This is a genomic window from Bacillaceae bacterium S4-13-56, from assembly GCA_040191315.1.
Classification (GTDB): Bacteria; Bacillota; Bacilli; order Bacillales; family JAWJLM01; genus JAWJLM01.
Genome location: JAWJLM010000008.1, coordinates 71,524 through 88,568, shown reverse-complemented (window position 1 = coordinate 88,568; position 17,045 = coordinate 71,524). Strand labels below are relative to the sequence as shown.

General features: G+C 36.0%; 21 protein-coding genes. 16 read left to right on the top strand and 5 right to left on the bottom strand.

Annotation, left to right across the window (positions count from 1 at the left end; translation table 11 throughout):
* The first annotated feature begins 2 nt into the window (after positions 1 to 2).
* The 4 genes from RZN25_04285 to RZN25_04270 all read left to right on the top strand — a co-directional run bounded on the left by RZN25_04285 (position 3) and on the right by RZN25_04270 (position 2,783).
* Positions 3 to 239 carry a HypC/HybG/HupF family hydrogenase formation chaperone gene (locus tag RZN25_04285; GenBank protein MEQ6376040.1) on the top strand — a complete coding sequence of 79 codons (237 nt, stop codon included), beginning with the start codon at positions 3 to 5 and terminating at the stop codon, positions 237 to 239.
* Positions 211 to 1,320, top strand: a complete 1,110-nt coding sequence (gene hypD / locus RZN25_04280) for a hydrogenase formation protein HypD (GenBank protein ID MEQ6376039.1) — start codon at positions 211 to 213, stop codon at positions 1,318 to 1,320. The genes RZN25_04285 and hypD overlap by 29 nt, the downstream gene beginning before the upstream one ends.
* A 5-nt stretch (positions 1,321 to 1,325) precedes the next feature.
* The gene (gene hypE / locus RZN25_04275) at positions 1,326 to 2,333 is read left to right on the top strand and encodes a hydrogenase expression/formation protein HypE (protein ID MEQ6376038.1); all 1,008 of its coding nucleotides are present in this window, start codon (positions 1,326 to 1,328) and stop codon (positions 2,331 to 2,333) included.
* Between the two features lie 228 nt (positions 2,334 to 2,561).
* Entirely contained in the window at positions 2,562 to 2,783 is a 222-nt protein-coding gene (locus tag RZN25_04270) for a YozE family protein (protein MEQ6376037.1), read from the top strand.
* Positions 2,784 to 2,972: 189 nt separating this feature from the next.
* On the opposite strand, the gene RZN25_04265 is transcribed toward RZN25_04270, so the two are convergent.
* A complete protein-coding gene (locus RZN25_04265; GenBank protein ID MEQ6376036.1) occupies positions 2,973 to 3,311 on the bottom strand; it encodes a YolD-like family protein in 339 nt (112 codons plus the stop codon).
* Positions 3,312 to 3,413: 102 nt separating this feature from the next.
* Between RZN25_04265 and RZN25_04260 the strand changes: the two genes are divergently transcribed.
* On the top strand, positions 3,414 to 3,635 hold the full coding sequence (locus tag RZN25_04260; protein MEQ6376035.1) for a hypothetical protein: 222 nt from the start codon (positions 3,414 to 3,416) through the stop codon (positions 3,633 to 3,635).
* Positions 3,636 to 3,643: 8 nt separating this feature from the next.
* Here RZN25_04260 and RZN25_04255 read toward each other — a convergent pair whose 3' ends face one another.
* Complete coding sequence (locus RZN25_04255; GenBank protein MEQ6376034.1) at positions 3,644 to 3,808, bottom strand: hypothetical protein; 165 nt, start codon at positions 3,806 to 3,808, stop codon at positions 3,644 to 3,646.
* A gap of 188 nt (positions 3,809 to 3,996) precedes the next feature.
* Here RZN25_04255 and RZN25_04250 point away from each other — a divergent pair, with 188 nt between their 5' ends.
* From RZN25_04250 to RZN25_04215, 8 genes are all read left to right on the top strand, one after another.
* Complete coding sequence (locus RZN25_04250; protein MEQ6376033.1) at positions 3,997 to 4,380, top strand: DUF5365 family protein; 384 nt, start codon at positions 3,997 to 3,999, stop codon at positions 4,378 to 4,380.
* Between the two features lie 33 nt (positions 4,381 to 4,413).
* Positions 4,414 to 4,662, top strand: coding sequence for a DUF2584 family protein (locus tag RZN25_04245; GenBank protein ID MEQ6376032.1), 249 nt, complete (start codon positions 4,414 to 4,416; stop codon positions 4,660 to 4,662).
* 593 nt (positions 4,663 to 5,255) lie between these two features.
* Positions 5,256 to 5,960, top strand: coding sequence for a VrrA/YqfQ family protein (vrrA, locus tag RZN25_04240; GenBank protein MEQ6376031.1), 705 nt, complete (start codon positions 5,256 to 5,258; stop codon positions 5,958 to 5,960).
* Between the two features lie 131 nt (positions 5,961 to 6,091).
* A complete protein-coding gene (gene msrB / locus RZN25_04235; protein ID MEQ6376030.1) occupies positions 6,092 to 7,054 on the top strand; it encodes a peptide-methionine (R)-S-oxide reductase MsrB in 963 nt (320 codons plus the stop codon).
* 87 nt (positions 7,055 to 7,141) lie between these two features.
* Positions 7,142 to 8,221 carry an AbrB family transcriptional regulator gene (locus tag RZN25_04230; protein MEQ6376029.1) on the top strand — a complete coding sequence of 360 codons (1,080 nt, stop codon included), beginning with the start codon at positions 7,142 to 7,144 and terminating at the stop codon, positions 8,219 to 8,221.
* Positions 8,214 to 8,525 carry a hypothetical protein gene (locus RZN25_04225; GenBank protein ID MEQ6376028.1) on the top strand — a complete coding sequence of 104 codons (312 nt, stop codon included), beginning with the start codon at positions 8,214 to 8,216 and terminating at the stop codon, positions 8,523 to 8,525. The genes RZN25_04230 and RZN25_04225 overlap by 8 nt, the downstream gene beginning before the upstream one ends.
* Positions 8,456 to 8,893, top strand: coding sequence for a DNA/RNA nuclease SfsA (locus RZN25_04220; GenBank protein MEQ6376027.1), 438 nt, complete (start codon positions 8,456 to 8,458; stop codon positions 8,891 to 8,893). Before RZN25_04225 ends, RZN25_04220 begins: the two co-directional genes overlap by 70 nt.
* Before the next feature lie 75 nt (positions 8,894 to 8,968).
* Positions 8,969 to 9,172: a DUF6501 family protein gene (locus RZN25_04215; protein ID MEQ6376026.1), complete on the top strand. Its 204-nt coding sequence runs from the start codon at positions 8,969 to 8,971 to the stop codon at positions 9,170 to 9,172.
* Between the two features lie 472 nt (positions 9,173 to 9,644).
* Here RZN25_04215 and RZN25_04210 read toward each other — a convergent pair whose 3' ends face one another.
* A complete protein-coding gene (locus RZN25_04210) occupies positions 9,645 to 10,835 on the bottom strand; it encodes a M14 family zinc carboxypeptidase (protein ID MEQ6376025.1) in 1,191 nt (396 codons plus the stop codon).
* A gap of 72 nt (positions 10,836 to 10,907) precedes the next feature.
* Positions 10,908 to 11,192 (bottom strand): acylphosphatase, encoded by a 285-nt coding sequence (locus tag RZN25_04205; GenBank protein ID MEQ6376024.1) that lies wholly within the window; start codon positions 11,190 to 11,192, stop codon positions 10,908 to 10,910.
* A 150-nt stretch (positions 11,193 to 11,342) separates the two neighbouring features.
* Between RZN25_04205 and RZN25_04200 the strand changes: the two genes are divergently transcribed.
* The 3 genes from RZN25_04200 to RZN25_04190 all read left to right on the top strand — a co-directional run bounded on the left by RZN25_04200 (position 11,343) and on the right by RZN25_04190 (position 16,203).
* The gene (locus tag RZN25_04200; protein MEQ6376023.1) at positions 11,343 to 14,921 is read left to right on the top strand and encodes a dynamin family protein; all 3,579 of its coding nucleotides are present in this window, start codon (positions 11,343 to 11,345) and stop codon (positions 14,919 to 14,921) included.
* Positions 14,922 to 15,353: 432 nt separating this feature from the next.
* Positions 15,354 to 15,554, top strand: a complete 201-nt coding sequence (locus tag RZN25_04195) for a cold-shock protein (GenBank protein ID MEQ6376022.1) — start codon at positions 15,354 to 15,356, stop codon at positions 15,552 to 15,554.
* A gap of 526 nt (positions 15,555 to 16,080) precedes the next feature.
* Positions 16,081 to 16,203: a hypothetical protein gene (locus tag RZN25_04190; protein ID MEQ6376021.1), complete on the top strand. Its 123-nt coding sequence runs from the start codon at positions 16,081 to 16,083 to the stop codon at positions 16,201 to 16,203.
* Positions 16,204 to 16,497: 294 nt separating this feature from the next.
* On the opposite strand, the gene RZN25_04185 is transcribed toward RZN25_04190, so the two are convergent.
* A complete protein-coding gene (locus tag RZN25_04185) occupies positions 16,498 to 16,941 on the bottom strand; it encodes a YaiI/YqxD family protein (GenBank protein ID MEQ6376020.1) in 444 nt (147 codons plus the stop codon).
* Positions 16,942 to 17,045: the final 104 nt, after the last annotated feature.

Sequence of the window (17,045 nt, the reverse complement as noted above, 5' to 3'; positions counted from 1 at the left end):
AAATGTGTGTAGGTGTTCCGGCAAAGGTTATTGAGATAAATGGATATGAGGCTAAGGTTGATGTTATGGGTTCAACCATGAAGGTGGGCATCATTTTTGTTCCTGAAGTTCAATTGGGAGAATTCGTCATAGTGCATGCAGGGCAAGCAATGTCAATCGTAGATGAAGAACACGCCAAGCTGAGCATGGAGGAATGGGGGAAGTACTATGATGCAAGAAACACAGAAGACATACTCTGAAATTGCTCTAAGCAAAGTGTTATTACAGGAAGTAAAACACAAGGCTTCCCTATTTGAACAGAAATATCAGCATAAGCCAGCCTTTATGGAGGTGTGTGGTTCTCACACAATGGCTTTGGCAAAAACAGGGATTAAACAAGCTTTGGTGAATGATGTTGATCTGATTTCTGGACCAGGTTGTCCTGTCTGCGTGACAGACCAGTCTTCCATTGAAGCCATGATTACTTTGTCAGAAATGAAGGATGTAATCATTTGTACTTTTGGAGATATGATGAGGGTACCAGGTTCAAAGCGTACATTAATGGAAGCAAAAACGTTTGGTAGCGATGTGAGAGTCCTTTATTCACCAGTAGACGCCATTCAAATCGCTATAGATAACCCTGATAAAAAGGTCATTTTTTTAGGAATTGGCTTTGAAACGACTATTCCTATCTTAGCTTTAATTGTTAAAATAGCTGAAGAGAAAGGTGTAGATAATTTCTTTCTCTGGCTTTCCACGAAGATGGTTGAGCCGATCTTACGAAAACTATTAGATGACCAAGATGTTCATCTTGATGGATTTCTATTACCAGGACATGTGTCTATTGTTACTGGTGTAGATGATTATAATTATTTAGTTAATGAATACAACATGTCAGGAGTTATTTCTGGATTTGAACCTTTGGAGATCCTCGGTGGTCTGATTAAATTATTAGATTCATTATTAGAGGAACGTTATGAGATCATAAATGATCATCCAAAAGTAGTTCGTAAAGAAGGGAATACAGTAACTCGGTCCATTATGAATCATTATTTAGAGAAGTGCGATGAAGCATGGCGTGGCATGGGTGTTATCCCTCAAAGTGGCATGGATCTCAAAACTGAATTTGATAAATATAATGCCAAGAAACAATTTATGGTTAGCATCCCTTCACCTAGAAAAACAAAATGTCGCTGCGGGGAAGTTATTCGTGGTTTAATCTCTCCCCAACAGTGCGCACTATTTGGAAAAGCGTGTGTACCTACGAATCCTATTGGCCCATGTATGGTCTCAAGTGAAGGAAGTTGTGCTGCCGCATTCCAGTATTTAAGGGAGGATTGAGAACCATGAAACCATATATAAGTTTAGCCCATGGTGATGGTGGGGAACTGGCTCATAAATTAATTCAAGAGGTCTTTGTAGAGGCATTCGATCATTCAGATGAAGCACGCTTTGATGCAGCTGCGATTAAAGTTCCATCCGAAAAACTCGCCTTTTCAACTGATAGTTTTGTTATCCAGCCAATCTTTTTTCCAGGTGGAAACATTGGGAAATTGGCAGTTGCAGGTACAGTCAATGATTTAAGTGTGTCAGGGGCAGTCCCACTTTATTTAAGTGTTGGATTTATTATAGAAGAAGGCTTCTTACTAGAGGATCTCAAAGAAATTGTTCAATCGATGGCAATAGAAGCAAAAAAAGCTGGTGTCCATATTGTGACAGGCGACACAAAGGTTGTAGAGCGAGGAAGTGTGGATGGGTTATTTATTAACACTGCTGGTATAGGTTATTATAATTCTTATGAACCTGAACCAAGTAGGATAGAGAAAGGCGATTCAATCATTGTTAATGGAACTATTGGGGATCATGGTCTAGCTGTGATGTCGGCTCGTGACCATTTAGGAATTCATCATTCGGTTGATAGTGATTGTGCTAGTTTGAATCATCTCATTCAAGCTATTGTGAAAGAATTTGCTAGTGTACGAATTATGAGGGATCCTACTAGAGGTGGTGTGGCAACAACTCTCGTTGAAATATGTGAAGATTTTCATGTTCATGCCACTATTTTCGAAGAACATTTACCTATTAAGGATGAAGTTGATGGCGCTTGTGACATCCTAGGGTTTGATCCTCTTTATATTGCAAATGAAGGAAAAGTGTTATTTATAGTTCCTAGTGAGATTAAGGAAAAAGTTGTTGATTTTCTACACCAATTTGAAGAAGGAAAAGATGCAGCTATTATTGGGGAAATTACACAAATAGAAGAGGAAATTGGTAAGCTTTATGTGACAACTCCATTAGGAACCCTAAGAAGGCTTCATCGCTTATCAAACCTTCAACTTCCAAGAATTTGTTAAAAAAATGTTCACGCTCTATTGACTTTTGTTGGTGGAGCGTGAAATAAATAAAAAAATTACACCTTTATCACAGCACACTGGGGAGACAGGTTACTGATAAAGGTGTAAAAGGTGGGTTCACTTTGCTTATTCTTACTTTAGCAGGACATTCCAAAAAATTCTATGAAATATATCACATTTTGCCAGTTTTCTGATATGATAGATGAAAAAGTTTTAAGGAGTTTAGGGATGCGATCTTTTTACCATTTTGTCATAACATTTAGAGCGAAAGTTAAGTCCGATTCAGAAAGTAGGTTTGCGGACTGGGTTTTTAAGGATCATTCTTTTCCAAGGCAATCTACTGATTATCATGAAATTAGTTCTTATATTGAAGTGTATAGCCCTTCCCCTGATGGGGTTCAAACGTTTGATCAATTATGGAAAAAATATGAAGAAAATGAAATGATATAAAAAAAGAACAGCTAATGGTTGTTCTTTTTTTACAAGATAAAGTATAAAATTTGTCTAGCTCCAGCGAAAAAGCTTCATCCAGTCATCATCTGCGTTGTTGCCCCGAGACCGTAGTAAGGAAAGCTACTTAGAGCTTATTCACAGAAACAAGTGCTTTTCTTGTTTCGAAGGGTCCTTGCGCTTTTCATACTAAGGATTTCTTGCTAAAACGAGGTTTTGAATGGATGAAACAGAGATCGTTGTTTCCTCTTGATGTAAATTTTTTATACGGACGGTTCCATTTAAAGGATCAAGATGTGTAGGGATCCCTATTTCCTTATATATATTTTGATTAGCTATATATTCTATCTCTAAAGGAAACTTAAGTTTAACAGCCTGTTGAAGCAATCTATCCCATTCAGACTGAGTTTGTTCATCTAGCGTTTTTCGTAATGGTTTATCATCTTCATTCCAGATTTCTTTTAACAATTCCACATGTTCAGGAAGCATCATTGCTGTCCATTTAATTGTACCTCTATCTCGTAACATGTTTATCAACTCCTAAGAATATTAGTATAACGAACATTTGTTCTAAAATCAATGGCAATAAAACAAACGTTCGTATATAATAGAGATAAGGAGGTGAATGGGATGAATAATTTTTCTTTTATAAAACGTTCGACCTACTGTTGGATTATTTATATGGATAAGAATGGGCAGATCAGTAAGAGAAAAGTAAAATACCTTGGAGAGACGGAAAAGTGGATGTTAGCCTATTGCTTTTTAAGAAAAGAAAAAAGAATCTTTATTAAGGATCAAATTTTGTCCATTTCTCCTATTGAAAAAACCAAAAAGTCGAGTGTTTATGCGTAAACACTTCATTACCTTGACAAAAACAGATAAAAAACCAATAACCATTTAACCCAAACAATCCCAGCAATAATTAAAGAGCCAATAAGTGTTTCAATTGTAATAGAAGTGGTTTTGAGATCTTCAAGATTTTCCTTCGCCTCAGATATGTTTTGATTAAAAGTGTCATTTTCCATGGTATCACCCCATATAATGTAGTACCTATTAGTTTCCATCTGTCAGATGAAAATTATTCATTTTTTCATGCGCTACCAATAATTGTCCATTCAAAGATCATTCTTGCCATGCTATAGTAAGGATAGAATAGAAACCGTCCTAATAGGATGGTTTTTTCCTCTATGGGAAAGAGATCAGGAGGGAAATAATGAGAATTATTAGTGGTGGAAGTGTAAAGCAGGAAGAATACGGAAAAGAACTGATGAGAGAGATAATGGAAGATTTGCTTCCATGTTTCTTTTCTAAAACGGAGTGGCAAAAATTAAAAGAAAATGGGATATTAGACCCCAGTCCCATACGTGAATTCTCGAAAGAAGAATTACTAGAATTAATTGCAAGCTTACAAACCATTAAAAGCATACTTGAACACCTTAAAGAAGACCACGAACAAAAGCGTTACAAAAATATATTCGAAAGAAATTCCGTAAAGCTTAAGCAATTGTCTATTGAATTTCCATTTACATATACGGATTTTATTTTAGGTGAAGAATTATGGAAAATTGCTCCACCTAGCACTCCTTGGATTAATTAATCTATACCTTTTCTTAAAAAGGGGGAGTTGAGTATGTCAATGACTTTGACTATGAATTGGAAACTGATGATTCTTGGTCAAGAAATAAGGATACAAGGGGAAGAGAATCTATTCCAATTAACGATGTCAGGTTACCAATTGTTTCCTATGGATGAACCCATTTCGATTAAGCGAAACGACAAAGAAAGGGAGATAGGAATTGGGGTGGTAAAAGAAGTCCTGTGGAAGGATCAAAAAACGATTCTGACCTATCAGTTAATAACTTTGTTTACTGTAAATTAGTGTCTGCAAAAAAGGAATGCAGTCGAATAATGCGCTTCCCTGGGAAATGAACTTAAAATTAAAGGAAGTCATAAAATCGTCAAAAAAGCACTCGAAGGATTGTTATTGTTCCGTTTATAATGAAAGTAGTTATTACTACCGACACATTATTTAATGGAGGAGGAATAGAATATGGCTTCTTTATTACCAGCTGTTTTAATTGGCTTGGTTATTGCTGGTCCTATTGCATTAATTATTTTGGGTGAAGTATCTATTGATTAATTGGAAAATCGTAGTCTAGTAGGCTACGATTTTCTTATTTTACTATTAAATTGATAACTTTCACTATTTAATAGTACATGAAAAAATTAAGCTTTCGCCATTAGAAATTTTACTCTAGAGTAAAAGGGCTTCTAAGAAAGCAAAATACACTTTCAAGAATCCCTATAACGATAAGCCGAGTTTTTCAGTTTTTCTATACATACAGGGGAAATTTCTCAATTATTTAAACGTTTTTAGAAATGGGCTTATGCCCACACTGATAGGATAAAGACCCCATAGTCTATAAGAGAGTATTGTGTAGCGTAGGCACCACGATGGAAAGGAGTGTCACCATGGTATTTTCGAGAAGAGGAATGGGTCCGCCAACGATGCCACCGAATCATCCTATGGGCGGAATGATGTCCCAAGGGCAAGGAAGAGGATTGTTCTCGGGAGGGCCAGCATCTACAAGAGGCATGCAATCCATGTTTGAAAATAGAGGACCGATGTTTGGGGGCGGAGGTCAAGCTCCGTTTGGAAGAATGCAATCAGCAGCTTCCCAAACACCGAAAAGAGGCCTGCTTTCTTTGTTTCAAAAAGGAGGAAGTGGGCTAGGAACGGGTAGTAATTTAGGTAGTTCATTAGCAGGTGCAGGAAACAGTTTAGGCAGTGGTGGAGGTTTTCAAGGAGTACTTAATAATGTACAACAAATGGTGCGATTAGCACAAACCGCTACTCCTATGATCCAACAATATGGGCCTATGGTTAAAAACCTGCCAGCTATGCTGAAAATGGCAAAAGCCTTAAAGGATTCCGATGATTTGGAAACAGGAGACAATTCTGATGAGGATTCTGAAGAAAATGAGTTATCCGAAAATGAACAAGAGGATTTTAATGATGATGAAGATATCGAAAAATTTCTAGAATCTGATTCAAGTAAAAATTCTAAAAAAGTCTCAAAAACCAAAAGCAAAAAAAAGAAAAGCAGTAAATCAGTTAAATCAAAATCAAATGAATCTTCCAAACAAAAAGAATCAGTTCCTAAATTATTTATTTGAATTAAGTAAAAAACCATCAATAGATTTGTGAAATCTATTGGTGGTTTTTTTAATAATAAGTTCCTTTCCTTGATTTTTTTACTGTTAAGCGGAACAATAAGAGATATATCACATGGGAAAGGGTAGATAACATGAATGAAAAGATAGAAAAAGCAACCTTTGCCGGCGGTTGTTTTTGGTGCATGGTTGAGCCTTTTGATCAAAGACCAGGAATAAAGGAAGTTATATCCGGATACACAGGAGGACATAAAGAAAATCCAACGTATAAAGAGGTGTGCTCTGATACAACTGGCCATGTAGAAGCTGTACAAATCACCTTCGATCCAGTTGTTTTCCCTTATGAGCGCTTGCTAGATATTTTTTGGCAACAAATTGATCCTACTGATGCTAGAGGGCAGTTTTATGATAGAGGGGAATCTTACCAAACGGCTATTTTTTATCATAACGAAGAACAAAGAAAGAAAGCAGAAGCGTCAAAAAAAGAATTGCAGGAAAGTGGTAAGTTTAACAATCCGATTGTGACGCCGATTTTACCTGCCAAAACTTTTTATGCAGCAGAAGAAGAACACCAATATTATTACAAAAAACAACCTTTACATTATAAGAGATATAAAGCAGGGTCAGGAAGACAACAATTTATTCAAGATAATTGGTCAATAACTAACAATAAAAATGAACTTAAAGAAAAACTGTCTCCTATTCAGTACCATGTAACTCAAGAAAATGGTACAGAAAGGCCATTTGAAAATGAGTTTTACAATTATGAAGAGGATGGCATTTATGTAGATATAGTTTCAGGGGAACCATTGTTCAGTTCCACTGACAAATATGATGCTGGTTGCGGGTGGCCGAGCTTTACGAAACCTATTGAAAAACAGGAAGTTAAAGAAAATGTGGATACCTCACACGGAATGATTCGAACAGAAGTAAGGAGCAGGAGAGCTGATTCGCATTTAGGTCACGTTTTTGAAGATGGCCCACAAGATAAAGGCGGCCTTCGTTATTGTATAAATTCAGCGGCATTACGATTTGTTCCAAAGGATAAAATGGAAGAAGAAGGTTACGGAGATTTTTTGTATTTGTTTAAAAGATAAAAGAGTTTTATAAAACAATAAACGCTTGTAGAGATGATAAATTTCTACAAGCTTTATTGTCTTATATTATTGAAGGGCTCTGAGATTATGCATGTCAAAACACTGATAGCATCCTATCTGATTGCTATTATTGGGGGAGTTATCTTCAATTGGATTCAGTTCCCAATACCATGGATTCTAGGACCTATCACAAGTATGCTAATTTATAAAGTAATGCTTAAGAAGAATACGTACTCTTCACCACGGTTAAAAAACATAAGTCTTGCTATCTTAGGAATACAAATAGGGCAAACCTTTACTCCTGATACATTACATACGGTTCAACCATACTTTATTCCTTACATGATATTTTCAATTTTGATGATCATTATTGCGATACTAAATGGATATTGGATAACTAAATGGGTTTCTATTGATCCGGTCACTAGTATTTTAGGAACTATTCCAGGAGGTCTATCAACGAGTATTGCTCTAAGTGATTCCTTAAAAGGAAACACTATTATGGTGACTATTTTTCATACGATTAGGTTATTAGCAGTTCTTTTTATTATCCCTTTTGCAGTTTTACACTGGTTTAACAGCCCTGAAGGTAATGTGATATCTGACCTTTCTAAACATCAGGTTCATGAAACACCCTGGATTCTTATATTATATTTTACCAGCATATGTTTAGGTTTTTTATTACAAAAAAAGGTACCTGCTTCTTTCATTGTTATTCCTATGATTTTAACTGCTATTTCTCAAATAACAAATCTAGGGACCTTTAGTTTTCCTTCTGAGGTTTTTCTTTTTGCACAACTTACGCTAGGTGTATTTTTAGGAAACTCAGTAGAAATTAGGGATTTATTAAAAGCTGGAAAGTATTGCGGAATTTATTTGGGGCTCAATTTATTTTTAATAGTAATTACTATAATTTTTGCTTGGCTATTTAGTTTATGGACAGGTATTCCAATGGCAGTCGCTGTTCTTAGTATAGCTCCTGGTGGACTTGTTGAAATGGCATTAACGGCACAATCCGTTGGACTAAACCCTTCGATTGTAAGTTCTTTGCAGATCATACGACTTCTTATTGTAGTTCTCATCATCCCTATAGCCTTACAAGTCACTTTTAAAATGATCAAGAAAAAAGAACCCGTACATCAAAAGGAGGATCAACCACATGATTAAGGATTTTGACACTCCTATTTGGATTCCTTGGTCACTCCCACTAATAGAAACAACTTTTATTGAAAGGCCTAACCGTTATATTATTCATTGTAGAAAAGAAGGTTCAGAAGATATTTTGAGAGTGCATTTACCAGACCCAGGTCGACTGAACGAACTTTTGTACCCAGGAGTAAAGGTTTATCTGCATCATATTCAAAAAGAGGGTAGAAAAACAGAATATAGTGCAGAGAGAGGATGTTCAAAAAGTGTTGCCCGCAACATGCCGTTCTTGTACAAACCAATAATAATATCCTTGTTTCTTTAAATCCTAATATGGCCAATGATTTAGTACGTAAAGCTTTACAAAATCAATCCATTCCTTTCTTTCAGAACAAAGAAATTGAATATGTTCGAAGAGAATATTCATACGGCGGAGCTCGTTGGGATTTTCTCCTCCAAGATCAAAACAGTCAAATAGCTGTTGAGGTAAAAAGTGTAACATTTGCTAAAGATGGGATAGCTTATTTTCCAGATGCAGTCACTGAGCGGGGGAGAAAACATGTACAAAAATTAACAGATCTCCATCTTTTAACTGGATGGAAAGGAGCTCTTATATTTGTAGTGTTCAAGCAAAGTGTTCGAAAGAGGGTATATTGTTATATCGTCAGATACCTTTTTCACTGTAGTTATTAATAGAAAGCTTGCTTGAATCCGAAACATACACTAAGATTAGAAAAAGAATATTCAATATAAAGGAGTCTGACAAGAATGTTACATAAGGTTTGGGAAAACAAAGAAACGATTAAAAAAGTGGAATGTGTACATGCCAATGCAAAAAAATACATTGTAGACCGTGTTCTTACACCTGGAAAGGTATATGAGGTTAAAAATGAAACAGAAGAGTTCTATTTTATAATAGATAATTCGGACAGAATCGGTGGCTTTAAAAAAGATTATTTTAAAGAAGTATAAAGTTTGTCTAGCTCCAGCGAAAAAGCACCATCGAGTAATCTTCGAAGTTTTTGCCCCAAGTAATCGCAGGAAGGAAAGCTACTTAGAGCTACTTCGCAGAAACAAGTGCTGTTCTTGTTTCGAGGGGCAGCCTATCGACTAGAGTCGGTTCCCCCCTCTCCTTCGATAAGTCAACATCGATGAAGGTGGTTCGGTTAAAAACGCGACATTTTGGTGGGACTGCGATTACTCGTCCCACCAAAATGATTCGCACACCGAACGGACTCGCATCCTGCGAGCCCTCGTGAGCCGTGTTTCCTTTATCTCGGAGGATCGTAGGCTAAAACCGCCACATCGTGTGGCAACGCCTACGTGACCCACATCCTGTGGGCCTCACCGCCTTACGTCGATGATCACAAGAAATGCTTCTCGAGCATTTACTTCGCAGAAACAAGTGCTTTTCTTGTTTAGAAGGGCGCTTGCGCTTTTCTTATTACATATATAAATTGGCTAGAAATATTCCTAAACTTTCTTCGTAAATTTCATCAAATTGACTAAGAGGCAGTGGGTTAACTCCAGTCCCCAATTCAACTGTATATCCAGGTCTATTCCATTCTTGTATGAACCAATCTTTATATCCAGCATAACTGTCAACAGTTTGGACCGGTTTGTATCCACTTACACGGGCATATTCCTTAACAATTGCTGCTGCTTCTGGAGGTTCTTGATTTCGAAACCCCCAATATATGACTTCACCTTGCGTATGAAAGGCATTGACACGTGAAAAGTTCCTTCTGTTAGTTAATTCAGCCATGGCAATAGATTCTGGTTCAGTTAATGGAGCTTCTCCAGGATAGTCTCTAGGTCCAGGGGATTGTTCCTTCCTTTCTTTTTCAATTTCCCATCCAGCAGGAAATTGGTTATTCAGATCAACCCCTCGAATATTAGCTTTCCAATTGTTAAAGGTTAGATTCCCTTGATTCATTTCAATAACTTGGGATCGATACGGTTCTATATTTGGTGGACCATTAAGGACAAGATTTACACCATCGGGATTAACCATTGGCACAAGAGAAAGGGTACGTCTTGTATAAAATGGATTCATGGATAGACCTCGAATAGGGGTTTGATTGGTTAATGCCAGTAAATAATCATTTAAGAACTGTATCATGATAGGCGTTGTTATCCATTCATTTGCGTGAAAAGAAGAATTCGCTTGAACCATTTGGGCCCCTCTGCCGATTTGAATTTCATCAATAGAGCTCCCTAAAACCGATTGACCAATTGATTCTTGACGAATGAAAGGATAGGCTTGTCGGAGTCTCTGTAAATCTTGTTGTAGTGAGGAGTAATCGTAAGCTTTCCTCGTCTGTACAATTCTTTCGGTGAGACGAACAGGAACATAGAGTGTACTTCCAATCATTAGCTGTGTTGGAATCGTCCAAGGGTTCATCAATCGAATAACATCCATTGGTGTCTGATAGCGATTTGAAATGGACCAAAAAGTATCTCCTGGTTGTATGCGATGTGCTAATACTCTATATCCAGGTATTCTTAAGTTTTGTCCCACTTGTAATTGAGTTGGGATTACATTGGGATTGGAATCTGCGATGAGATTAAGTGGAATACCAAAAGTCTGACTTATCGACCATAAGGTTTGACCTGGTTGAACTAAAATATTCATGACATCACTCCAAGTATAAGACTTATTCTTTTATATATATATTTGATTAGTGATGATCATGAATAAAAATGGTTAATGTTTGATTTCGAAATAATCATACGTAATTTCTGTTTCTACTTCTTCTACATCTAGATTCGTAACTTTTGCATAGGGACGTGGACCAATACTTAATGCCCGGAGAAAAAAATCAATAGATTCTGATTCGCCTTGTGCAATTATCTCCACAGACCCATCTTTTTCATTTTTGACCCAACCGTTTATTGAAAAATTGGCGGCTTTCTGCTGAGTAAAGTATCGAAATCCAACACCTTGAACTCTTCCAATAACTTTCACTTTTACATTTCTCAACCGACTCACCTCACCATTATCTATATCCGCTTTTGTTAAAGATCAAACAAGAAAATCAAACTGCTGGAGTTTTTCCTGTGAATAAGTTATAAAATTGAGTAAAATAGAAATCAGGCTCAAAATAATAATATGCACGAGGAATATCAAAGGGGTTTTTTCATGAATCAATCTAAAACAATTAATTTAAGCCATTCATTGGCAGGTCTTTATCATTGGTTTTATGAAAGAAATGAAGTAGAGATTGCAGAGCAAATGTTAGATTTGCTAAAAAAAGAAAGGGAACAAGGGATTTCGATAGGATTTAGTGGACATTATTCAGCAGGAAAGTCTAGCCTTATAAATTATTTGGTTGGCCAAACTATTTTACCATCAAGTCCCATACCCACTAGTGCCAACGTCGTTGAAATCTATAAAGGGGACGAAAAAGTAAGGTTAGTTCAACAAAATGGAGAATTAATACAAGTTAGTGGTCCCACTAGTTTAGACGATGTGCGGCAATACTGTAAGGATGGAGATCTAGTTAAACGTATCATCTTAAGTAAAGAAGATATAGAACTACCCTTAGGTGTAACATTGATAGATACTCCCGGAATTGACTCTGCTAAAGATGCAGATGCTATATTGACTGAATCAACTCTTCATACCATTGACGTTTTGTTTTATGTAGTCGATTATAACCACGTTCAATCAGAACATAATTTATATTTTTTACAGCAAATGCAAAAAAGAAAGAAACCTTACTATTTAGTTGTCCATCAAATCGATAAGCATGAAGACCGCGAAAGTACGTTTGAAAATTATAAAGAGAAAATTAATCAGGTATTACATCGATGGAATATAACTCCTAAAGCAGTATACTATACGTCTTTATATGATGAAAACAACCCACATAATCAATTAACCATGCTTCAAAATACGATTGAAGAGTGGGAAAGAGGAATAATGGATTTATCCTACTCCACTATTCAACGCTCCATTCATTTTATTTTAGAAGAATTTATTTACGTAAAACGGCAGGAATGGGAAGAGAAGAAAGAAAGTCGAATGGAACAGAGAAATAAAATATTAGAGAATCTTGAATTACTTCACAAAAATTCTTCAACTCCAACTCCGAATACAGCTGAAGTTGAAATGAACCAGCTGATTAAGCAAATTGGCCAAAGAGCCCAAATTACTCCTTATGAGTTGCGTGAAAAAGCGCGTGTCTTTTTAACTGTCATGCAGCCAGAGTATAAATCGGGACTGTTTTTCTCAAAGAAAAAAACAGAGCAAGAGAGAAAAGAAGCAACTGAACAGTTTTACCACGATTTGATGAAGCTTGTGGAAGCAAATCTTCAATGGCCCATTCGTCAAAAGGTAAGTCAATATGCGCAAGAGCTGGGAGTTTCTGACCCTAAAATTTTATCTTCTTTGGAAGGAATTTCAATACATTTTCCACAAGAAAGATTGAAAGAGATAATTAAACCTGGGACGAAAGCTACAGGGGACTATTTATTATTGTATATGGAAGATGTAAAGCAGAACCTTATCAAGGCTTTTGTTAAAGAGGCACAAACCCAATGGGAAAAAGCTAATGATACTTTAGAAAAAAACTACCAAGAATTTAAAGAAGTTGAAGAGAAGGTTAAGTCTCTTCAGAATGAACTTTATCAAACCGAAAAGAAAATTGAGGTTGAGGAACAAGAATGGAAGCGGGTTGAAAGCGGCCTCCTAGCTTTGGAAGATGGGGAAATTAAGGATACCTCTTTAGTTCAAGCTGCTTTAGATAAGATTCATACTGAGACCTATACAAACTTAGAATCATTTCCAATTAAAAATTCATATTCCAACGAACTAGTGAAGAATAAGCAACAGACTCAACGTCAACAGAAACAAAAGATTAAAAAAAATTCGAAAAAAGAAATGGCAAACCTTCTTGAAGATACCGTATCTAAATTGAGCGAGTTGAAATCAGCCTCCCTAATAAAAAGGGCTCTACTAGAGAAGAAAAACTCTTTAGAAACAAATGAATACACGATAGCCTTATTTGGTGCCTTTAGTGCGGGAAAATCTTCGTTTATTAATGCTATGTTAGGGAAAAGCCTAATGCCGGTTTCTGCTCATCCAACGACTGCTACCATCACTCGAGTTTTACTACCACCGACCGTTGACGACAATCAAAAAGTTAAAATTACGGTAAAGTCAGAAGAAGAATTAAAAGAGGAATTGATGGATGTTTTCGACCAGACCAATTTACCTAACGAAAATATTGAAAAAGAGTTGAAAAAGTTAAAGAAGAAAGTAAATTCAGACCCCCTTGAACATTGGGTAGATTCTTTACTTGCTGGATATCAAAAAATGGCAGACTCACTTGGTAAAACTATTACAGTACCAATAGCTGAAATGGAAAACTTAATTAAAGATGAGGAAAGAGCTAGTTATATTCAAAAAGTTGATATTTTTGATGATAATCCGCTGACACGTGCTGGCATCATTTTAGTGGATACACCGGGAGCCGACTCCGTTCATTCAAGGCACACAAGGTTATCTTTTCAATTTATAAAGGATTCAGATGCAATCATTTATGTTTCGTATTATAATCACTCTTTCGCAAAAGCTGACGCTTCGTTTTTGTATCAATTAGGTAGGATTCAAGATGCATTCAACCACAACAAGATGTTTTTTGTTGTAAATGCAGTGGACTTAGCCAAAAATGAACGTGAGCTTGAGCTAGTTTTAAATTATGTATCTGATGAACTAAGTAAATTCGATATACAAGGACCGAGGTTATATCCTGTTTCCAGCAAAATAGCGATGGAGGCCGACGGAAATTCAGTCTGCGAAAACAAATCTGGAGTTCCTGCTGTAAAGGAAGAACTTTTTGATTTTATAAATCATGAGATTGACAATATTTTAGTGCAACAAGCAAAAAAAGAGTTAGATTATTCCATTCAGTGGCTGGATGAACGAATAAGGGAGTTTTCATTAAATCAAGAAGAAAGACAAAAGAAGGTTGAAGAACGAAAATCACTCTTAGAGAATATAAAAAGATCTGTTCTTATTTTTTCTGATGAACGATACCTTGATATAAATGATCAAAAATTGAAGCAGCAGTTCTTCCACATGCAAAAAAGAATGGTTCTTCGTTCTATGGATGTATTCAAAGAAACTGTTAACCCATCTACCATAAAAGCAAATGGGAAACTAGGGAGGACACAACTTATAGACCAGCTTCACAACTTTTTCCATCATGTGAGAAACGAACTTATTCAAGATCTTGTAGCAACTTCCCTAAGAATTGATCATTACATGAAAGATCAGATAAATCATTGGAAAGCTGATATGATTGAGAATACTAAGGACATGAATTATTTTATTCATGAGAGAAAAGCGAATTGTAATATTCCTACTCCAAACATATCTTTATCTAGCTTTGTTGCATTAGATAAGGATATTCAATCGATAGCAGCAGGATTTAAATCTACAAAGGAGTTTTTTGAACAAAGACAAGTAAACCAAGTAAAAGATGAGGTAGAGCAATACCTAAGAGTCTCCTTACAAAAAGAACTGCGTGTTCAAACGAAGGAATTACTATCTTATTATCGCGACCATTGGAACAAAGTGATCGAAAGGGAACGAGATCAACTACAACAAAGAGTGAACGAAATAGAGGTACAGGAAAATCAACAGTTATTTTCTTATGAAAGCGTAGAGAAGCTATCTCAAATTAAAAAGCAGATTGAAGAGCTGATTTATTAAGTTAAATTCCCATCAGGTGAGTGTGGAAATATATCATTTCTATACTTGCCTTTTATCCGGCATGAACGGACAGTCTACCATGAAGCAAGCTTCACCAACAACTGTCCGTAAATGTCGGTTAGGTTCAAGGGCCTTTAGGTTATACCCTTTTGTACTAAACAATTAGTCAGAACGGCCGCTGAATGAAGTGTCACTTTCATAAAAGAATGGAAAGTTGGAAGTTAAAAAAAATCTATGATTGACTTTATTTGCTTCATGCATTATGCTGTATATGGTGTTAAATAAATACGCATGGCTTTCTCGCAAATTTACTTGTTATAAAGAGTCATATCGTTTCATTTAACAACTGACTTTTTATAATGGGTAAATTTTTTTGTTGTTTTAAAACGTATGAAAAAATGTACCACATTTAAATTATGGAGGTTTTTTAACATGAAAAACGGAGTAGTAAAATGGTTTAACGCAGAAAAAGGTTTTGGATTTATTGAAGTACAAGGTGAGGACGATGTATTCGTACATTTCTCAGCAATTACTGGAGAAGGATTCAAAACTCTTGAAGAAGGTCAACAAGTTCAGTTTGAAGTAACTGAAGGTAACCGTGGACCTCAAGCAGCTAACGTAGTTAAACTTTAATATAAAACTACACATAACAGCTATCACTAAGGTGATAGCTGTTTTTATTTCAAGATAAGAAATCATTATGGCTCGCTTCGCGGAGCCACCATCTACCATGAAAATGGATTCCTAATCAAACATGGAGGATAAATCTTGTTCATCTTTGGGAATACCTTTAATAACAATATGACCAGGTCGAAATATACATTGGTGGATCCTGAAGAAGGATACCCTGCATAAGAAACGGGTTGTGACGGTATAGAAGTACCATCTATTGTGACTTGATCACGTATACAAAAGTTTTGCAGGGTCTGTTTTCATACAAAAGCATAAAATTTGTCCAGCTACAGCGCAAAAGCTTCATCGAGTAATCTTCGAAGTTTTTGTCCCAAGTAATCGTACGAAGGAAAGCTACTTAGAGCTACTTCGCAGAAAAAAGTGTTTTTCTTGTTTCGAAGGTCGCTTGTGCTTTTCTTATTTGAACCTAGAATTAAGAATAAATTGTTGTTGTTATTCAAAACCTATTCTTAGGAGGTGGATGACAATGGGTAAGAAAAGACAAGAGAGTCAATATGTCAAAGAAAATCATGCAAAACCAAAGCAAGAAGAAAAAGCACGTGGATTTGGCAACAAAAAGATGGAAGGACCAAATCGACCTTCGACTTAATACTAAAAGCTGGGAAACCAGCTTTTTTCTTTTGAATAAAAAAGGATTTTAAAGTGAAGAAAAAATAAAAAGGAGTAAACAACTTACATTATGCGATGAATATGTAATGCCCAAAGAAGAATTCGAGCCCTTTGGATCAGGACCTGTTGAAATATGGACAATGGGGATGGCTTATACTACACCTCATATTAATATTTAGGATCATTTTTGTTGGGTATTATGTTGGGAAACTATCAAAATTACTTATACACAACTAAAAAAGCAGTGTGTTACATATATAACAACACTGGTTTTTTAGTTGTGCAAAATTATAGAGGATAATAATTTTCTGAATTGTTGACGATCCTCTTCCGTAAACTTCTTAGGCCCTTTTGTTTTATGTCCGCTTCTTCTTAATTTGGCATGGGCATGTCTTTTCGATAATAATTCATCAATGTTTTTGGTTGTAAACTCGTAGCCTAAATGATGAATAACTCTACATCCTTTTCCAAGACCTAACGCTGCAAGACCGTAATCTTGAGTTATAATTAAATCCCCAGACTGGGCTAGTTGAACAATACGATAATCTACTGAATCTGCTCCTGTATCAACATACACAGACTCTATTCCATCTGGGAACTGTTCAGTTGAAAAATGCGAAAAGCTACGTACAAGCTTTACATGTAATTGATTTTTTACAGCCACTTCAATCACAATATCCTTTACTGGACATGCATCAGCATCTACTAATATTTGCATTAGAATTCTTCTCCTTGTCTGTCCTAAGTTTATATTTTTTGAAGGGAAAACAAATACAATTCATTCCATTCACCATTAAAGTGTCTAGGCATATGCTAGGGATA